Raw genomic sequence first — 18,615 nt, 5'->3', positions numbered from 1 at the left:
CCGCAAGGCCCCTTTCGCTTAATCCGCACTATTGATCCGCTGCTTTACCTAGCGCATATTCTCGCAACTTATTAGCGATGGTCGTATGTGAAACGCCCAAGCGTTTACCCAACGCACGACTACTTGGAAACTCCGCCAACAACGATTCCAACACCGCCCTTTCAAAACGCCCGACAATATCAGCAAGTTGCCCATCCAGGGAAAACTCGCCCAACGGTTGGCGCACACCATAATCCGGCAAACGGATATGCTCACTTTTAACCACACCGCCCTCACACAATGAAACGGCTTGAAACAGTACATTCTCAAGTTGGCGCACATTGCCCGGCCAGTGATAGTGCGCGAGTTTATCCATGGCCGCCGACACCAACTTGGGTAGTGGGCAGCCAATCTGCCGGCTGGCTTGATCCAGAAAATGCTCGACCAAGCCGTCCAGGCCATCCATGCATTCACGCAGCGGCGGAATGTGCAGCGAGAGCACGTTCAAGCGGTGGTACAGGTCCTGGCGGAACTCACCCCGCGCGCACAACTCGGACAAGTCCACCTGGGTCGCGCAGATGACCCGTACATCCAGGTATACCTCTTCATCACTGCCGACCCGACGAAAGCAGCCGTCCTGCAAAAAGCGCAGCAGCTTGACCTGCAGACGCGGGCTCATCTCGGCAACGCCATCGAGGAACAAGGTGCCGCCTGCGGTCAGCTCGAGCAGACCGAGCTTGCCCTCGGCGCGGGCACCTTCGAATGCGCCCGGGCCATAGCCAAACAGCTCGGTCTCGGCCATCGACTCCGGCAAGCCGGCACAGTTGAGCGCCATCAACGGCGCCTGACCGCGCGGGCTGGCCAGGTGACAGGCGCGCGCCAGCAGCTCCTTGCCCGTGCCGGTTTCACCTTCAATCAACAGCGGCGCATCCAGAGGCGCCATGCGCCGCGCCTCGCGCACTACCGCCGCCATTACTTTCGAGCTTTGGAAGATACTGTCAAAGCCGCGCAGCTCCTGCTTGCGCACATTGTAGATACGCTCGCCGATGCGGTCGGCGCGGTGCAGGGTCAACACAGCACCGGCCAGCGCTTCGCTTTCATCGTGCTCGGACTGTAGCGGCGCGATATCTGCCAGAAACACATCGCCCTTGAGCTTGACCCGCAGGCCGTTGATCCGCGACTGGTTGGCGCGGACCAGTTCAGGCAGGTCAAAGTCCTCGACATAGCGCGCCAGCGGCAAGCCCGGCACCTCATCCACACGCACGCCCAGCAACTGCGCGGCGGCCCGGTTGGCGGCGACGATGCTGCCGCCCATGTCCACCGACAGCACCGGAAACTCGAGCGCGCCCAGCAGGGCGTTGAGCTCCATGTGCCGGCGCTCACTGGGCATCAGGCCGACCCGCTTGACGCCGAATACGCCGGTGATGACTTCGAACTTGGGCCGTAACGCCTGAAACTGCAGGTTCACCAGGTTCGGGCAATGCAGGTAGATCGCATTGCCATGGTCGCCGCCTACCTCACCGCGCAGCACGTTGATGCCGTACTCCACCAGCAGGTTGAGGATGTCCCGCAGGATGCCGATGCGGTTCTGGCAATGCACTTTGATACGCATGTAGAGATCTCGAAGCAGCCGATTTTTAACCGGCACGCAGAAAAGTCGTAAAGATAAGCTGACAAAAATAGCGCTTAGCTACCGCGCATGGCCGTGATTTTCCGGGATCACCGGCATTTTGTAAAATTAACGTTACGAAACCACAACCGGAAGCGGGTTAACGTACGCGTTAACCCGATGCAAAACCTTCGGCAACGGGATATTCCTAAGGGCAGTCGCAATCAAAACAATAAAGCCCTCACCAGGAGAGCCACATGAAACAGACGCACTACGTGGCCCGCGAGCCCGATGCGAACGGTTTTATCGACTACCCGCAAGACGAGCACGCAGTCTGGAATACCTTGATTACCCGCCAGTTAAAGGTGATCGAAGGCCGTGCGTGCCAGGAGTACCTGGACGGCATCGAGCAGCTCAAGCTGCCCCATGAGCGCATTCCCCAGTTGGGCGAGATCAACAAAGTGCTTGGCGCCACCACGGGCTGGCAGGTTGCACGCGTGCCAGCATTGATCCCGTTCCAGACCTTTTTCGAACTGCTTGCCAGCAAGCGCTTCCCGGTGGCTACCTTTATCCGCACCCGTGAAGAACTGGACTACCTGCAAGAGCCGGATATCTTTCATGAAATCTTCGGCCACTGCCCGCTGCTGACCAACTCATGGTTCGCCGAATTCACCCACACCTATGGCAAGCTGGGCCTGGCTGCGACCAAGGAAGAGCGGGTGTACCTGGCCCGGCTGTACTGGATGACCATCGAATTCGGCTTGATGGATACCGCGCAAGGCCAACGTATCTACGGCGGCGGCATCCTCTCCTCACCCAAGGAGACCGTCTACAGTCTGTCCAGCGAGCCTGAGCATCAGGCCTTCGACCCGATCGAGGCGATGCGCACGCCTTATCGCATCGATATCCTGCAGCCGGTGTACTTCGTCCTGCCCAACCTCAAGCGCCTGTTCGACCTGGCCCATGAAGACATCATGGGCATGGTCCACCAGGGCATGCAGCTGGGCCTGCACGCACCCAAGTTTCCACCCAAGGTTGCTGCCTGAAGCCACCTTGACGATAACAACTCGAATTGGAACCACATCATGAATGCCTTGAATCAAGCCCACTGCGAAGCCTGCCGCGCCGACGCCCCGCAGGTCAGCGAAGCCGAACTGCCCGAGCTGATCCGGCAGATCCCCGATTGGAACATCGAAGTGCGTGACGGCCATATGGAGCTGGAACGGGTATTCCTGTTCAAGAACTTCAAGCATGCCCTGGCCTTTACCAATGCCGTTGGTGAAATCGCCGAAGCCGAAGGCCACCACCCTGGTCTGATGACCGAATGGGGCAAAGTCACTGTGACCTGGTGGAGCCATTCGATCAAAGGTCTGCACCGCAACGACTTCATCATGTGCGCCCGCACCGATGAAGTGGCCAAGAACGCCGAAGGCCGCAAGTAACCTGCCTGGCAGCGCCCGCAGAGGCCGTGGACTCTGCGGGCGCTTGCCGTTTCAACTGCATCCCCTGCCACGCGCTGCGTCCGATATCCGCCCGCTAGCCGACAGCTGATCGGCAAAAAGTTCAAACTGTCATGTCGACTGCTGTATCCTGCCCAAGCTTTTTCAAAGCTACACACGCGCCTGGCGCAGCCTTTTCAACTCACACTTGCGAGGACGACGAGATGCATGAGATCCCGAATCATCCCTTCCCAAGCCTGAACCCCGAAGAGCACACCGTTGCCGCCCACTCTGAACCGACGCCAGCCGTCGAGCAGAATGGCGACGATACATCCAGCGCTGATCAGGAATAACCGCGCACGGCAGTGTGAAAACGGCTGAACACGGGAAACCCCACTTCATCACGTTTTCACACCGTCCAGAGTGCAGCTGGCAAGCCCAGCCTCATCAGCCAGACCTACCGCCCCCTCCTGCGGTCACCTCTCCATGACTCCCCCCACCTCGCTGAAATTCAGCGCAGGGCAAACTGCAGCACGACTTCGAGCGGATGGCGCAACTGCTTGTCAGCCAGGCGCTTGACCTGACTGCGGCAGGAATAGCCAGTCGCCAGGGGCTCACCCTGTTTATCCAGCTTGGTCGCCCACGACTGCTCGAAGATAGTCCGCGAGGTCTGCTGGTTGCGCGCCTCATGCCCATAAGTGCCAGACATGCCACAGCAGCCGGTGGCCTCGGTGACCAATGTCAGGCCCATACGTGCGAAGACCTGCTCCCATTGCCGAGTGCTGGCCGGTACGTTGGTTTTCTCGGTGCAGTGCGCCATCAAGCGGAAGCTGGCGCCAGTGGCTGGCACTTGCTCAGGCAGCACATCGATCAGCCATTCCTGCGGCAACAGCACTTTCGGGCAGTCCTGCAGCCCCTCGACCTTCTGGTATTCCTGGCGATACACCAGGGTCATGGCCGGGTCCAGGCCTACCAATGGCACGCCACAGTCGGCCAGTGCCTTGAGCTGGCTGCCGTTGCGGATCGCCGCCTTGGCGAACGCACCGAGGAAGCCCTGCACGTGCAGCGGCTTGCCGTTGGCGCTGTAGGGCGCGAGGAAAACACGGTGGCCGAGGCGATGGGCAAGCTCGATGAATGACGCCAACAGCGGCGTTTCGAAGTAACGGGTGAAGGCATCCTGCACCAGCACGATACTGCGCTCGCGCTGGGCGGGGGTCAGTTCGCGCAGGGTCGGCACAGTGGCCATCTGCACACGGCAACGGGTCAGCGTCGCCTGGAAGTTGAAGCGGCTGATCAATGGGCTGTCGACCATGCCGACTTTGTCGGCCAGCAACTTGCTGACCCACTCCGAGCCCATCACCGCGTTGTACAGGCCCGGCGCGTGGGCCAGGTACGGGATGCTGAATTCCAGCGAGCCAATCAAGTAATCGCGCAGTGGCCGCTGGTAACGGCCGTGGTACAGCTCAAGGAAGCGCGAGCGGAAGTCCGGCACGTTGACCTTGATCGGGCACTGGCCTGCGCAGGATTTACAGGCCAGGCAACCGGCCATTGCGTCGTACACCTCGTGGGAAAAGTCGACCTCCCCCTGCTGCTGTGCACGGTTGTTGCGCAGCCGCGTCGGCAAGCCCTTGAGCCAGGAGACCTTGCTGCGTGCCGCGGCCAGCACGTCGATATCCGCCGCCCCTTGCAGGCGCAGCCACTCGCGCATCAACGAGGCACGGCCCTTGGGCGAATGCTGGCGCTCGCGGGTGGCCTTCCAGGACGGGCACATGGCGTCGTTGGGGTCGTAGTTGTAGCAGGCGCCGTTGCCGTTGCAGTGCACCGCGCTGCCAAAGCTCTGCCAGACGCGCTCGTCAATGGTCCGGTCGAGGTCACCACGCAGGGTCACGCCATCGACCTTGGTCAAGCCTTCGGCGCTGTCCGGCGGGGTGCAGATCTTGCCGGGGTTGAGCTGGTTGTGCGGATCGAACGCGCCCTTCAGGCGCTGCAAGGCTGGGTACAGCGCGCCGAAATACTCCGGCACGTATTCCGAGCGCAGGCCCTTGCCATGCTCGCCCCAGAGCAGCCCACCGTAGCGCTTGGTCAACGCTGCCACTGCATCCGAGATCGGTTTGACCAGCGCCGCCTGGGCCGGGTCTTTCATGTCCAATGCCGGGCGCACGTGCAGTACGCCGGCATCGACGTGGCCGAACATGCCATAGGCCAGGCCATAGCTGTCGAGCAGCGCGCGGAACTCGGCAATGTAGTCGGCCAACTGCTCGGGCGGCACGGCGGTGTCTTCGACAAACGGCTGCGGGCGCACTTCGCCTTCGACGTTGCCCAGCAGGCCGACCGAGCGCTTGCGCATGGTGTATACGCGGGTGACCGCCTCGGCGCCCTCGGCCAGGGTGTGGCCGAGCCGTTCTACACCTTTGTCAGTCTGCAGATGGCCGATGAAAGCCTGCACCCGGGCATTCACCTCGGCAGGGTCATCACCGCAGAACTCGATCAGGTTGATGCCCAGGGTTGGCCGCTCGGCATCCGCCGGGAAGTACTCGGCGACGCTGTGCCAGACGATATCCTGCATCGCCAGCAGCAGCACCTTGGAATCGACCGTTTCGATCGACAGCGGCTTGTGCGCCATCAGCGCATTGGCATCGCGCAGAGCATCCATGAAGCTGCTGTAGCGCACGTTGACCAGCACTGCGTATTTGGGGATCGGCAGCACGTTTAGCTTGGCTTCGACCACATAGCCCAGCGAACCCTCGGCGCCGCACAGCACGCTATTGAGGTTGAAGCGGCCCTGCTCGTCGCGCAGGTGCGCAAGGTCATAGCCGGTCAGGCAGCGATTGAGCTTGGGGAAGGTGGTCTCGATCAGTTCTGCCTGGGTTTCATGAATGTCGCGAGCAATGCGATACACCTCACCGGCGCGGCCGGGTGCGGCACAGGCCTGCTCCAGCGCAGCGTCATCGATCGGCAGGCTGTGCAGGCGTTCGCCGCCGAGCAGCACGCTGTGCAGTTCGAGCACGTGGTCGCGGGTCTTGCCGTAGGTGCAACTGCCCTGGCCGCTGGCATCGGTGTTGATCATGCCGCCAACGGTGGCGCGGTTTGAGGTAGACAGCTCGGGGGCGAAGAACAACCCGTGCGGTTTGAGCGCAGCATTGAGCTGGTCTTTGACCACACCCGCCTGGACCCGCACCCAACGCTGCTCGACGTTGATCTCGAGGATGTTGTTCATGTGCCGCGACAGGTCGACGATGATGCCATCGGTCAGCGACTGGCCATTGGTACCAGTGCCGCCGCCGCGCGGGGTCAGCTTGATGCCGGCAAAGCGCGGCTCGCTCATCAGTGCTGCAACCTTGGCCACGTCGTCTGCGTGCAACGGAAACACCGCCGCCTGCGGCAGGCGCTGGTAAATCGAGTTGTCGGTCGCGAGCACGGTACGGGTGGCGTAGTCGGCGCTGATCTGGCCGGCGAAGCCACTGCCACGCAGGGCTTCGAGGAATTCTGGGTAATTGGCGGCAGGCGCGCTGGTGTGCAACTGGGCGATCATCGTTGGATGGCCTCTTGATATGGGCTGATTCACGGTAAACCTGTCAGTGCGGCATGCATCGCGCAGGCACTGATGACGAATAGGCCAATGTTCCTGTAGTTTGCCGCTGGGGGCAAACGGATATTCCTGCCGCTATTGATGAGCTTTATGAATGAATTACCGCCACCTGACGCCCTCGATGTCACTGCTGCTGGCCTTCGAGGCAGCCGCCCGGCATGAGAGCTACACCCGCGCCGCCGCCGAGCTGTCGCTAACCCAAAGCGCGGTCAGCCGCCAAGTCCAGGCGCTGGAACAGCAACTGGGCCTGACGCTGTTTCGCCGCGAGGGCCGTCAGGTGCAGCTCACCGACGTCGGCCGGCTGTACCAGGGCGAGCTCAGCGAGGCGCTCGGGCGCATCCGCAGCGCGACCTTGCAGGCCTTGGCGTACCAGTCCGGCGTGGGCACCCTGCGGCTGGCCACCCTGCCCACCTTCGGCTCGAAATGGCTGCTGCCACGCCTGCATGAGTTTTACGCGGCGCACCCGGGCATGCTGGTGCATATTCATTCGCGCATCGAAGCGATCAATTTCGACACCAGCGAAATCGATGCCGCCATCGGCGTGGCCAGCAATGACTTGCCCGGGCTGATCTGCCATCGCCTGCATGCCGAGCAACTGCTGGTGATCTTGCCGCCGGACGCAGCTCGCGATGGCCAGCAGTGGGACCCAACGCGGATCAGCCAGGAAGTACTGCTGAACGTGGCCAACAACCCTCATGCATGGGGCGAATGGTTCTCCCATCAGGAGCTGCCACACCGATCGATGCGCCTGGGGCCGAGCTTCGAGCTGACCTCGCACCTGATCCAGGCGGTGCGCGCCGGCATCGGCATTGGCCTGGTGCCGCGAATTCTGGTCGAGGAAGAATTGGCCAAAGGCGAGCTGTACAGCCCCGGCGCAGCCTTTGCCAGCCAGCGCAGCTACTACCTGATCTATCCGCCGCGCAACGAAGCGTTGCCCTCGCTGCGGGCATTCCGTAGCTGGTTGCTGGCGCAGATCTGATCCGCAGCCAATAAAAAACCCGATGTCAGTGACCTGACATCGGGTTTTGGGTAAAGCCCGCGACCGTTTACTTGGCCACGCTCTCTACAACTGCCTCGGCAGGACCGGCACGTTTGCCGCCCTTGAGGACATAGGCCAGGTACATCACCAGCAGCCATACCGGGATGGCGTAGACCGACACCTGGATACCCGGGATCATCAGCATGGTGCCGAGGATCAGCACCACAAAAGCCATCACCAGGTAGTTGCCGTAGGGGTACCACAACGCCTTGAACAGCGGTTTCTGGCCTGTACGGTCAAGGTGCTGGCGGAACTTGAGGTGCGAGAAGCTGATCATCGCCCAGTTGATCACCAGCGCGGCCACTACCAGCGACATCAGCAGCTCCAGCGCATGCTGCGGCATGAAGTAGTTGAGCAGCACCGCTACCAGGGTGACCGCTGCCGAAGCCAGAATCGAACGAACCGGCACGCCGCGCTTGTCGATCTTGGCCAGGCCTGCTGGCGCATCGCCCTGCTCGGCCATGCCGTAGAGCATGCGCGCATTGCAGTAGGTGCCGCTGTTGTACACCGACAGCGCCGCGGTCAATACCACGAAGTTGAGCAGGTGCGCAGCAACGTCGCTACCCAGCAGCGAGAACACCTGCACGAACGGGCTGCTGCCGTAGCTGCCGCCGGCGGCTTCGATGCTGGCGACCAGGGTATTCCAAGGGGTCAGCGAGAGCAGGATCACCAGTGCACCGATATAGAAGATCAGGATGCGGTAGATGACCTGGTTGATCGCCTTGGGGATGACGGTTTTCGGCTTGTCAGCCTCGGCCGCCGTAAAACCGAGCATCTCCAGGCCGCCGAACGAGAACATGATGATCGCCAGCGCCATCACCAGCCCCGTGACGCCGTTGGGGAAGAACCCGCCATGCACCCACAGGTTGGTGACCGACGCTTCCGGGCCGCCACTGCCTGAGGTGAGCATGTAGGCGCCCAGGCCGATCATGCCGACGATGGCCACGACCTTGATGATCGCGAACCAGAACTCGGTCTCGCCGAACACCTTCACGTTCATCAAATTGATGGCGTTGATCAGCAGGAAAAACGCCGCCGCAGTGACCCAGGTCGGGATCTCGGGCCACCAGTAATGGACATACTTGCCCACTGCCGACAGCTCCGACATGCCCACCAGGATGTACAGCACCCAGCAGTTCCAGCCCGACAGGAAGCCGGCAAAACCGCCCCAATACTTGTGCGCAAAGTGGCTGAAGGAACCTGCCACAGGCTCCTCGACAATCATCTCGCCGAGCTGGCGCATGATCATGAAGGCAATGAAGCCGCAGATGGCGTAGCCGAGGATCATCGACGGGCCGGCAGACGCCATCACTCCGGCTGAGCCGAGGAACAGGCCGGTACCAATCGCGCCGCCGAGGGCGATCAACTGGATGTGGCGGTTTTTCAGGCCCCGCTTGAGCTCGCCTGACTGCTTGATTTGTCCACTCATGAACGAAGTCACCTGCTTGTTTTTATCTGTGACGGAATCGGACCCACCGCACTCGTGGCGCAGCGGAATGGGCAAGGTGGTTACCTTGGATTTTTTCTGGATTCACCGGACGCGACGGGCAACAGGCCCAGGATCGGTCAGCCGGGAGTCAGCAGAAATGCGCGGTACGCAAGGGGGTCACAGGTAAAACGCGGCGCATTGTATACCCTCGCAAGCGCACAGGCGTCAACGCGATGCGTCATTTCCTGTAGGAAAAGCGCACCGATCCGGTGGGAAGAGCCAGTTGTGGCGAACTGATCGGCGTACATTGCGCCTCCATTTGTTGTTTTATTAGCCGGGCTCTTTGGCCGGGCTGTGCACAGGGCATGGGGCTATATCAGCGTGTTGCGGGGCACTGGGCAAGGGCCTGGTTGGGTGCAGGGAGGGCTCTGGGGCGGGGGTTTGGCAAGTTTGCGTTACGCGGGGAGCGTTTGCTTGGGGAATCGGGAGATTCCGTAAGGATTTCTTTACGAAGCGGATGGAAAAGTTGCCAGGCATTGCGCCTGGGTTTGCCATCGAAACCACTGGGGCCGCAAAACGGCCCCAGATCACACGCTATCAGCCGCGCGGCTTGCCGCGACCACCGCCAGCAGGCTTGCCACCAGTTGGGCGACCGCCACTGGTGCGGGCACCATCAGGCTTGTTGGTGCGCTTGCGTACATCGCTCGGACGCTCGGCTACTGCACTGGCGACCGGGGCACGGCTGCCCTTGCGCGCAGCCGCGCTGTCTTCACGCGGCGCACGGGCCGGGCGCTCGGCCTGGCCTTCCTGCGCCGGGCGCAGATTGCGTACGCGTTCGCCACGGCCCAGCGGACGGCTGGACTTGCGCTGCATACGCTCCATCTTGTCCTTGGCCTTGAGGTTCAAGGTCGGCAGCGCAACCGGCTGCAGGCCCACTTCAGCGGCAAGGATGTCGATTTCGTACTGGCTCATTTCGCGCCAGCGACCCATTGGCAGGTCGGAGTTGAGGAACACCGGACCGAAGCGCACACGCTTCAGACGGCTGACGATCACACCCTGCGACTCCCACAGGCGACGTACTTCGCGGTTACGGCCTTCCATCACCACGCAGTGGTACCAATGGTTGAAGCCTTCGCCACCCGGCGCTTTCTGGATGTCGGTGAACTTCGCCGGGCCATCTTCAAGCACCACGCCAGCCTTGAGTCGATCGAGCATTTCGTCGTCGACTTCGCCGCGCACACGTACCGCGTACTCGCGGTCCATCTCGTAGGATGGGTGCATCAGGCGGTTGGCCAACTCACCATCAGTGGTGAACAGCAGCAGGCCGGTGGTGTTGATGTCGAGACGACCGATGTTGATCCAGCGGCCCTCTTTCGGCCGTGGCAGGCGATCGAACACGGTTGGACGGCCTTCCGGGTCGTCACGGGTGCAGATCTCGCCATCTGGCTTGTTGTACATGATCACCCGGCGAGTGGCCTCGGAGGCCTCCACGCGCTTGATCAGCTTGCCATCGACCGAGATCGCGTCATGCATGTCGACACGCTGACCAAGGGTCGCGGCAACGCCGTTGACCTTGATCCGGCCCTGGCTGATCCAGGCCTCGACATCCCGACGCGAGCCCACGCCGATTCGGGCGAGAACTTTTTGCAGTTTTTCGCCGGATGGAGGAATAGGTTGGGTATCGAGCAGCTCTTTGTCACTCATCTGGGCACCTCCCGGTGTAAGAATGAAATGCGGTATCTGGCCACGAATGGGCCAGAGGGGCGCGCACTATACGCGGTTCATCAGCCAAGCGCACTGCAGAGTAGCGCCTTTTACGCAGGCAGCCAGGCTTTGCGCCGAACGGTCAACTCAGTTCGGCGTCATCGTCGGGCAATGGATCAGGCTGCGCCTCGGGCAGGTCTTCAAAATCAATTTTCAGACCTTCTTCCATCGCATCCAGCTCGACCAGCAGGCTGCGGAAGCTGGTCTCGGTCGGCGGCTCGCCCACCTCTTGCTCGCCCAGGCTGGCATCAGCCAACGCCTGCAGATGCGCCGGCACCGGGGCGTCGTCCGGGTCAAGCAGGGGCTCGGGCTCCATCTCGCGAAGCTCGGCCAGGGCTGGCAACTGGTCAAGGCTCTTCAGGTTGAAGTGATCGAGAAACGCCTTGGTAGTGGCAAACATCGCTGGGCGCCCCGGCACTTCACGGTAGCCGACGATGCGGATCCACTCGCGCTCCATCAGCGTCTTGACGATGTTGGTGTTGACCGCCACACCACGCACGTCTTCGATCTCGCCGCGAGTGATGGGCTGGCGATAAGCGATCAGCGCCATGGTTTCGAGCAGGGCCCGCGAGTAACGCTGCGGCCGTTCTTCCCACAGCCGGCCTACCCAAGGCGCAAAGTTCTCGCGGATTTGCAGGCGATAGCCACTGGCGACCTCTTTGAGCTCAAAGGCGCGGCCATTGCAGGACTTGGCCAGCAGTTCGAGGGCCTTCTTGAAGACAGCCGGTGCCGGACGCTCGGTTTCATCGAGCAGCTCGTACAGCCGTTCAAGCGATTGCGGCTTGCCGGAGGCCAGCAGAAAAGCCTCGATCAGCGACGCCAGGTCGCGCGGTTCATTCAGGTTCATTGGAGTTGGGTCGGCTTGTTTCAGTCGGTCCGCGCACGGACATGGATCGGGGCGAAGGGCTCATTCTGCACCAGTTCGATCAGCGATTCCTTAACCAGCTCCAGAATCGCCATGAAGGTGACCACCACACCAAGCTTGCCCTCTTCGACGGTGAACAACTCGACAAAGGGCACAAAGGCGCCGCCCTTGAGGCGCTCGAGCACCTCACTCATGCGCTCACGGGTAGAGAGTGTCTCGCGGCTGATCTGGTGGCTCTCGAACAGGTCATTGCGGCGCATGACTTCAGCCATCGACAGCAGAATCTCTTCCAGGCTGACATCGGGCAGCAATTTGCGCACCTGCGCCTGCGGTGCGTCCAGCTTGGGAATGATCACGTCGCGGCCAACCCGGGCGAGAGTGTCGATGCCCTCGGCTGCGGCCTTGAACCGCTCGTACTCCTGCAAGCGGCGGATCAGCTCAGCCCGCGGATCGCCCTCCTCCTCTTCAACCTCGCTGGAGCGCGGCAACAGCATGCGCGACTTGATCTCGGCCAGCATGGCTGCCATCAGTAGGTATTCTGCGGCCAGTTCGAGGCGCACCGACTTCATCAGCTCGACGTAGGTCATGTACTGGCGGGTGATTTCCGCGACGGGAATATCAAGGATGTCGATGTTCTGCTTGCGAATCAGGTACAGCAGCAGATCGAGCGGGCCTTCAAATGCCTCAAGAATCACTTCAAGCGCATGCGGGGGGATGTATAGGTCCAGCGGCAGCTCGGTAACCGCCTCGCCATACACCAGCGCCAGCTGCAGTTGCTGCGGTACTGAAAGGTCGCTGGCCGCTGCCTCGGGCTGCGCCAGTTGATTCACGCATCCACCAGGAAAGGCGTCGGATCGCCACAGCCAACCCGGATCACTTCAGGCTCGTCGCCGCTGAGGTTGATCACCGTCGACCCTTCGACGTTGCCAAAGCCGCCGTCGATGATCAGGTCGACGTGATGTTCCAGCGCCTGGCGAATCTCGTAGGGGTCATTCATCGGCTCTTCGTCGCCGGGCATGATCAGGCTGACGCTCATCAATGGCTCGCCCAGCTCGGCCAGCAACGCCAGCACGATCGGATTGGACGGCACGCGCAGGCCGATGGTGCGGCGTTTTTCATGCAGCAACAAGCGCGGTACTTCGCGCGTGGCATTGAGGATGAAGGTATACGGCCCCGGCACATGCGCCTTTAGCAGGCGGAACGTGGAAGTGTCGATCTTGGCAAATAAGCCCATTTGCGACAGGTCGCAGCACAGCAGGGTGAAGTTGTGGTTCTTGTCGAGCTGGCGCAAACGGCGCACCCGCTCGATGGCGCTCTTGTCGCCGATCTGGCAACCCATGGCATAGGCGGAGTCGGTCGGATAGACCACCACCCCACCCTTGCGAATGATTTCCACTGCCTGTTTGATCAGGCGCGGCTGCGGGTTCTCCGCATGAATCTGGAAAAATTGGCTCACTAAATCGTCCTGTTCAAACCGCCATAGGCTGCTCATGCTTGAATCGACGCCACAGAGGTGGCAGGTCCTCAGGCAATGGCCGATAGGCACCGATCTCGCCCCAGGTGCCGGGGCCGTGGAAATCACTGCCAGCGCTTGCCAGCAGGCCGAACTCACGGGTAAGGATGGACATGGTGCCCACCTGCTCAGCCGGCATCATGCCGTTGACCACTTCAAGTGCTTGCCCGCCTGCTTGAATATAGTCGGCAATCAGCCGTCTACGCTTGCTGCGGGTCAGTTCGTAGTGCATCGGATGTGCCAGGCTTACCCAAGCGTTGGACTGACGCAGGGTCGCGACAGTTTCCTCGAGTGTAGGCCAATGCAGCTTCACATCGCCCAGCTTGCCGGCACCGAGCCATTTGCGAAACGCTTCGCCGCGGTCCTTGACGTGTCCGGCACGCACCAGGTAGTCGGCAAAGTGCGGCCGCGCCGGAGCATTGCCGCTGTCGCCGAGTTCCTGCTGCACCGCGCGAGCACCTTCGAGGGTGTTGGGCATGCCCTTGGCAGCCAGGCGTCGGTCGATTTCTTCGGCGCGCAGCCAGCGACCACGGTGCAAAGCTTCGATTGCGCTCAGCAACGGCGGCGCATCGAGAGGAAAATCGTAACCCAATATGTGGATGGTCGCGCCGCCCCAGGTACACGACAACTCGATGCCGCTGACCCAGTGCATACCCCGCTCAATGCAGGCCTGGCGGGCCTCGGGCAGGCCTTCGATGGTGTCGTGATCGGTCAAGGCGAAAGTCTGCACGCCGTGCTCGTGGGCGCGGGCGACCAGAATCGAAGGCGCCAGGGCGCCGTCGGAGGCCGTGCTGTGACAGTGCAGATCAACATTCATGGAGGAGCGCTTTCGCTGGAATCGATGTTTGATATTATGCCGTCACATCCCGCTTCTGGCTGCCATTGTGAAACAATTCGTCGATTTCATTCCGTTGCTGCTGTTTTTCATCGTCTACAAGCTCGACCCGCGCCCACTCGAAGTAGCCGGTCACAGCTTCGAATTCGGCGGTATCTACAGCGCCACTGCGGTGTTGATCGCAAGCTCGCTGGTGGTCTACGGCGCGCTGCTGATCCGCCAGCGCAAGCTGGAAAAAGGCCAATGGCTGACCCTGCTCGCATGCCTGCTGTTCGGCGGCCTGACCCTGGCTTTCCACAGCGAAACCTTCCTTAAATGGAAAGCCCCGGTGGTCAACTGGTTGTTTGCCCTGGCTTTTGCCGGCAGCTACTTCATCGGTGATCGGGTGCTGATCAAACGCATCATGGGTCACGCCCTGACCCTGCCGGATGCGATCTGGGCACGGCTGAACCTGGCGTGGATCTGCTTCTTCCTGATCTGCGGTGCGGCCAACCTGTTCGTGGCCTTTACCTTCCAGGACTTCTGGGTCGACTTCAAAGTGTTCGGCAGCCTCGGCATGACCGTGATCTTCCTGGTCGCCCAAGGCGTCTACCTGTCGCGCCACCTGCACGACAGCGACTCAACTACCCCCAAGACCGAGGATTGACATGCTCTACGCCATCATCTCCAGCGACGTCGCCAACTCTCTGGACAAACGCCTGGCCGCGCGCCCTGCGCATATCGAGCGCCTGCAGCAGCTGCAAGGCGAAGGCCGCGTAGTCCTGGCTGGGCCACACCCGGCCATCGACAGCAATGACCCGGGCGCTGCCGGCTTTACCGGTAGCCTGATCGTCGCCGAGTTCGACAGCCTGGCTGCAGCGCAAGCCTGGGCCGATGCCGACCCGTACGTGGCTGCAGGCGTGTATGAGAAGGTGGTGGTCAAGCCGTTCAAGCAGGTCATGCCATAATCCGCTGCACCGCCGGCCCTGCCTGCAGGGCCGGTATCCATCGGCCTCATCTAATCCGACGAGCGGCCGATACCCCGTCAGTCAACATCCCGAACCGACAAATGTGCTGTGTAATTGGCGCAGACGTTGCACTGTTCTCGGTAGTCTGCGGTATCTTTGCCACTGGCGGACACAGAAGACGCCGTCAATGGTTGAATTGAGTGAGTCATGAGCGAGCTGTTACTGATTGATGATGACCAAGAGCTCTGCGAGCTGCTTTGCAGCTGGCTGACCCAGGAAGGTTTTGTAGTGCGGGCTTGCCATGATGGCCGCAGTGCGCGTCAGGCCCTGGCCGAATGCGCGCCGGCGGCCGTGGTGCTGGACGTGATGTTGCCTGATGGCAGCGGCCTTGAGCTGCTCAAGCAATTGCGCAGCGAGCACGCCGAACTGCCGGTGCTGATGCTCTCGGCACGCGGCGAGCCATTGGACCGGATCCTCGGCCTGGAACTGGGTGCCGACGATTACCTGGCCAAACCCTGCGACCCCCGCGAGCTGACCGCCCGCCTGCGCGCCGTATTGCGCCGCAGCCACCCGGCAGCGCCGAGCAGCCAGGTCGAAATCGGCGACCTTGCGTTCAGCCCGGCCCGTGGCGTGGTCAGCGTCGAAGGTCGCGAGATGACCTTGACCTTGTCCGAGAGCCGCATCCTCGAGGCGCTGCTGCGCCAGCCTGGCGAGCCGCTGGACAAACAGGAGCTGGCCCAGATCAGCCTTGGCCGCAAACTGACGCTGTATGACCGCAGCCTGGACATGCACGTGAGCAATCTGCGCCGTAAAGTTGGGCCCCACCCCGACGGCCGCCCGCGCATCGTCGCCCTGCGCAGCCGTGGCTATTACTACAGCCTCTGAGCCCAGCAGCAGACACAGGCAAGCCGCGCGACGCGGTTTGCCTTTCGCTCTAGAGAGCCGCAACGCCCTGCAACCTCTTTACCCTGCCTTTACCTTGACCTGACTGCGCCTGACCTTGATCTCCCTAAACTGGGCTCATCCGGTAACAACCGGCCCATGAGAGGAGAAACACCATGCGCAAGACCCTGATCGCTCTGATGTTTGCCGCTGCCCTGCCAACCGTAGCCATGGCCATGCCAGACGGCGGTCCACGTCACGACGGCCCGCATCACCGCGGCAATGCGCCTTACGCCCAGCTCGACCTGACTCCGGAGCAACGCCAACAGATCGGCAAGCTCAAGGGCGACGGCATGAAAGCCCAGCGCGAGATTACCAAGCGCTACCTGGACAAACTGCCGGCGGCCGATAAAAAAGCCATGCAGGACGAGCTCAAGGCCCGTCACGACAAGACCGACAGCGAGATCCGCGGCCTGCTCAAGCCCGAGCAACAGAAGATGTTCGACGCGCAGCAGAAAGAACGCGCTGCACGCAAGGCTGAATGGAAGGAATTCCAGGCCTGGAAAGCTGAAAAAGCCGGCAAGGCTCAGTAAGCTGTAACCCACTGCCCGGCCCGCTCAGAAGCGGGCCGGGCTTTTCTCGTTTGTGGAGGTCTCGTCTTGCGTTCATTGTTCTGGCGCATCCTGGCCAGTTTCTGGCTAGCCATCGCCCTGGTCGCAGGGCTGTCGATCCTGCTTGGCCATATGCTCAACCAGGACAACTGGATCCTCAGCCGTCACCCAGGCCTGAATACCCTGGCCAGCGGCTGGGCACAGCACTATGAACAAGACGGCGTGGCCTCGGCCCAGCGCTTTCTGGAACGGCGCAAGCAGCGCTACAAGGTCGATGTGCAGGTACTCAACGACGCCGGCGATGCGGTGGTGCCGGGCACCTTCCCGCGCCGTGCGGCCGATTTTGAAGCGCGCCAGCACAATGACCAGCGGCGCTTGCCGTGGCGCCGATTGACCGAGGAATACACCAGCCCCAGCAGCGGCGAGACCTACCTGCTGATCTACCGCATCCCGCACCCGGAGCTGGATGCCTGGCACCGCGAAAGCCTGCTCTGGCCACTCAGCGCGCTCGGCATCGCCCTGGTGGTGCTGACCTTGTTCAGCCTGTTGGTGACGCTGTCGATTACCCGCCCGCTGAGCCGCCTGCGCGGCGCCGTGCATGACCTTGGCCAGACCAGCTACCAGCAGAACAGCCTGGCCCAACTGGCGGCCCGGCGTGACGAGTTCGGCGTGCTGGCGACCGACTTCAACAAGATGGGCGCGCGCCTGCAGAGTTTGATCGGCAGCCAGCGCCAGTTGCTGCGCGACGTCTCGCACGAGCTGCGCTCACCGCTGGCGCGCCTGCGTATCGCCCTGGCGCTGGCCGAACGCGCGCAACCCGAGCAGCGCCAAGCCCTGTGGCCGCGCTTGACCCGCGAATGCGACCGACTGGAAGACCTGATCAGCGAGATTCTTGCCCTGGCCCGAGTCGATGCCGAGCAGGCGTTGGTTGAGCCGATCGACGTCAACGCTCTGCTGGGCAGTGTGCGCAAGGACGCGCAACTGAGTGCGCCGGAGCAGGAGATTCGCCTGGAAGCCGCGCCCGGGCTGACTTTGCAGGGCTGGCCGACGCTGGTCGAGCGCGCCGTGGATAACCTGGTGCGCAACGCATTGCGCTTCAATCCCAGCGGCAAACCGATCGAGATCAGCGCCAGGCTTGAGCAGCAGCGGGTGCTGATAACGGTGCGTGACCATGGTCCAGGGGTTGCGTCGGAGTATCTTGCTCAACTCGGCGAGCCGTTCTTCCGTGCACCGGGACAGGACTCCGCCGGTCATGGGCTTGGTCTGGCGATAGCCCGGCGTGCAGCCGAGCGGCATGGTGGCAGCCTGATCCTGAGCAATCATGCCCAGGGAGGCTTCGTTGCTCGTCTGGAGTTCCCGGTCACGGCCGTCGTTGGCAGTTGATCGAGCGCTCCTTTACACCGAAAGCGGCGGGCGCAGAGCGCCCCTTGCACGACTCAGCCCCAGGCGCGGACGAAGTCGGCCGTGTCCAGCACAGGCGCGGTGCGGGGCTCGTTGAGCGGCGTTCCGAGGTACAGGTAGCCTATCAACTCCTCGTTGGCCTCCAGCCCCAGGCCTTGATGAACATGGGCGTCGAAAGCCATGTCGCCGGTACGCCAGACAGCGCCGATACCTTGTGCATGGGCGGCGATGAGGATGCCGTGGGCAGCGCAACCGGCGGCCAGCCGCTGCTCGGACTTGGGCACCTTGAAGTGATCCTGCAGACGCGCGATAACCACGATCAGCAGCGGTGCGCGCAGCGGCATGGCGCGCGCCTTGTCCAGTGCGGCCTGGCTGGCGTCGCCTTTATTGGCCAGCGCTTCGGCAAACAGCTCACCAAGCTTTGCCCGGCCTTCGCCCTCGATGGTCAGAAAGCGCCATGGGCGCAGCTGGCCGTGGTCCGGCGCACGCAACGCCGCCTGGAACAACCCCTCGCGTTGCGCCGCATTGGGCGCCGGCTCGGTCAGGCGTGGCACGGATACACGGTTGAGCAATGCGTCGAGAGCCTCCATCGGCTACCCTCCTGGCAGATAAAAAGTGCTGCCATTCTGCACTATCGGCGCCTGCCATGGCAGCACCGCTGCATCTGCCAAGGGCGTTTACTTAACCAGCCCCACAGGTAGAATGGCGCCCTT

Annotated in this window: 17 protein-coding genes and 1 pseudogene; 9 read left to right on the top strand and 9 right to left on the bottom strand. The window is 62.1% G+C overall.

The window, feature by feature from the left end:
• Positions 1-28: 28 nt before the first annotated feature.
• Complete coding sequence (locus tag CXQ80_RS06605) at positions 29-1,591, bottom strand: sigma-54-dependent transcriptional regulator (RefSeq protein WP_101317699.1); 1,563 nt, start codon at positions 1,589-1,591, stop codon at positions 29-31.
• Positions 1,592-1,845: 254 nt separating this feature from the next.
• Here CXQ80_RS06605 and phhA point away from each other — a divergent pair, with 254 nt between their 5' ends.
• Positions 1,846-2,634: a phenylalanine 4-monooxygenase gene (phhA, locus tag CXQ80_RS06600; protein ID WP_101317697.1), complete on the top strand. Its 789-nt coding sequence runs from the start codon at positions 1,846-1,848 to the stop codon at positions 2,632-2,634.
• A gap of 39 nt (positions 2,635-2,673) precedes the next feature.
• Positions 2,674-3,030: a 4a-hydroxytetrahydrobiopterin dehydratase gene (locus tag CXQ80_RS06595; protein ID WP_101317695.1), complete on the top strand. Its 357-nt coding sequence runs from the start codon at positions 2,674-2,676 to the stop codon at positions 3,028-3,030.
• A 508-nt stretch (positions 3,031-3,538) separates the two neighbouring features.
• Here the strand turns inward: CXQ80_RS06595 and CXQ80_RS06590 are convergent.
• Positions 3,539-6,559, bottom strand: a complete 3,021-nt coding sequence (locus tag CXQ80_RS06590) for an FAD-binding and (Fe-S)-binding domain-containing protein (protein WP_101317693.1) — start codon at positions 6,557-6,559, stop codon at positions 3,539-3,541.
• A gap of 151 nt (positions 6,560-6,710) precedes the next feature.
• Between CXQ80_RS06590 and CXQ80_RS06585 the strand changes: the two genes are divergently transcribed.
• Positions 6,711-7,595 carry a LysR substrate-binding domain-containing protein gene (locus tag CXQ80_RS06585; RefSeq protein ID WP_101317691.1) on the top strand — a complete coding sequence of 295 codons (885 nt, stop codon included), beginning with the start codon at positions 6,711-6,713 and terminating at the stop codon, positions 7,593-7,595.
• Between the two features lie 67 nt (positions 7,596-7,662).
• On the opposite strand, the gene CXQ80_RS06580 is transcribed toward CXQ80_RS06585, so the two are convergent.
• From CXQ80_RS06580 to CXQ80_RS06555, 6 genes are all read right to left on the bottom strand, one after another.
• The gene (locus CXQ80_RS06580; protein WP_101317689.1) at positions 7,663-9,084 is read right to left on the bottom strand and encodes an amino acid permease; all 1,422 of its coding nucleotides are present in this window, start codon (positions 9,082-9,084) and stop codon (positions 7,663-7,665) included.
• A gap of 597 nt (positions 9,085-9,681) precedes the next feature.
• Positions 9,682-10,788, bottom strand: a complete 1,107-nt coding sequence (rluB, locus tag CXQ80_RS06575) for a 23S rRNA pseudouridine(2605) synthase RluB (protein ID WP_101317687.1) — start codon at positions 10,786-10,788, stop codon at positions 9,682-9,684.
• Positions 10,789-10,930: 142 nt separating this feature from the next.
• The gene (gene scpB, locus CXQ80_RS06570) at positions 10,931-11,695 is read right to left on the bottom strand and encodes an SMC-Scp complex subunit ScpB (protein ID WP_101317685.1); all 765 of its coding nucleotides are present in this window, start codon (positions 11,693-11,695) and stop codon (positions 10,931-10,933) included.
• A gap of 20 nt (positions 11,696-11,715) precedes the next feature.
• A complete protein-coding gene (locus CXQ80_RS06565) occupies positions 11,716-12,429 on the bottom strand; it encodes a ScpA family protein (RefSeq protein ID WP_178080821.1) in 714 nt (237 codons plus the stop codon).
• Between the two features lie 110 nt (positions 12,430-12,539).
• Positions 12,540-13,169 carry an L-threonylcarbamoyladenylate synthase gene (locus CXQ80_RS06560; protein WP_101317683.1) on the bottom strand — a complete coding sequence of 210 codons (630 nt, stop codon included), beginning with the start codon at positions 13,167-13,169 and terminating at the stop codon, positions 12,540-12,542.
• A gap of 13 nt (positions 13,170-13,182) precedes the next feature.
• A complete protein-coding gene (locus CXQ80_RS06555) occupies positions 13,183-14,043 on the bottom strand; it encodes a PHP domain-containing protein (RefSeq protein WP_101317681.1) in 861 nt (286 codons plus the stop codon).
• Between the two features lie 67 nt (positions 14,044-14,110).
• Here CXQ80_RS06555 and CXQ80_RS06550 point away from each other — a divergent pair, with 67 nt between their 5' ends.
• The 6 genes and pseudogenes from CXQ80_RS06550 (at position 14,111) to CXQ80_RS06530 (ending at position 17,884) form a co-directional block, all read left to right on the top strand.
• Entirely contained in the window at positions 14,111-14,707 is a 597-nt protein-coding gene (locus CXQ80_RS06550; protein WP_186698563.1) for a septation protein A, read from the top strand.
• A gap of 1 nt (position 14,708) precedes the next feature.
• A complete protein-coding gene (locus tag CXQ80_RS06545; RefSeq protein ID WP_101317676.1) occupies positions 14,709-15,008 on the top strand; it encodes a YciI family protein in 300 nt (99 codons plus the stop codon).
• A gap of 116 nt (positions 15,009-15,124) precedes the next feature.
• Positions 15,125-15,208: pseudogene (locus CXQ80_RS25255) on the top strand (translation initiation factor 2); the annotation flags it as partial.
• 7 nt (positions 15,209-15,215) lie between these two features.
• Positions 15,216-15,893: a response regulator transcription factor gene (locus CXQ80_RS06540; RefSeq protein WP_101317674.1), complete on the top strand. Its 678-nt coding sequence runs from the start codon at positions 15,216-15,218 to the stop codon at positions 15,891-15,893.
• A 173-nt stretch (positions 15,894-16,066) separates the two neighbouring features.
• Complete coding sequence (locus CXQ80_RS06535; RefSeq protein ID WP_101317672.1) at positions 16,067-16,483, top strand: Spy/CpxP family protein refolding chaperone; 417 nt, start codon at positions 16,067-16,069, stop codon at positions 16,481-16,483.
• A 66-nt stretch (positions 16,484-16,549) separates the two neighbouring features.
• Positions 16,550-17,884 carry a HAMP domain-containing sensor histidine kinase gene (locus CXQ80_RS06530; RefSeq protein ID WP_101317670.1) on the top strand — a complete coding sequence of 445 codons (1,335 nt, stop codon included), beginning with the start codon at positions 16,550-16,552 and terminating at the stop codon, positions 17,882-17,884.
• 53 nt (positions 17,885-17,937) lie between these two features.
• On the opposite strand, the gene CXQ80_RS06525 is transcribed toward CXQ80_RS06530, so the two are convergent.
• Positions 17,938-18,492, bottom strand: a complete 555-nt coding sequence (locus tag CXQ80_RS06525; protein ID WP_101317668.1) for an NAD(P)H nitroreductase — start codon at positions 18,490-18,492, stop codon at positions 17,938-17,940.
• Positions 18,493-18,615 lie beyond the last annotated feature (123 nt).

The sequence above is a fragment of the Pseudomonas sp. 02C 26 genome (assembly GCF_002843585.1).
In the GTDB taxonomy this organism is placed as follows: domain Bacteria; phylum Pseudomonadota; class Gammaproteobacteria; order Pseudomonadales; family Pseudomonadaceae; genus Aquipseudomonas; species Aquipseudomonas shirazensis.
The sequence above is the reverse complement of the archived record's forward strand: the minus strand, read 5'-3'. Positions and strand labels throughout refer to the sequence as shown.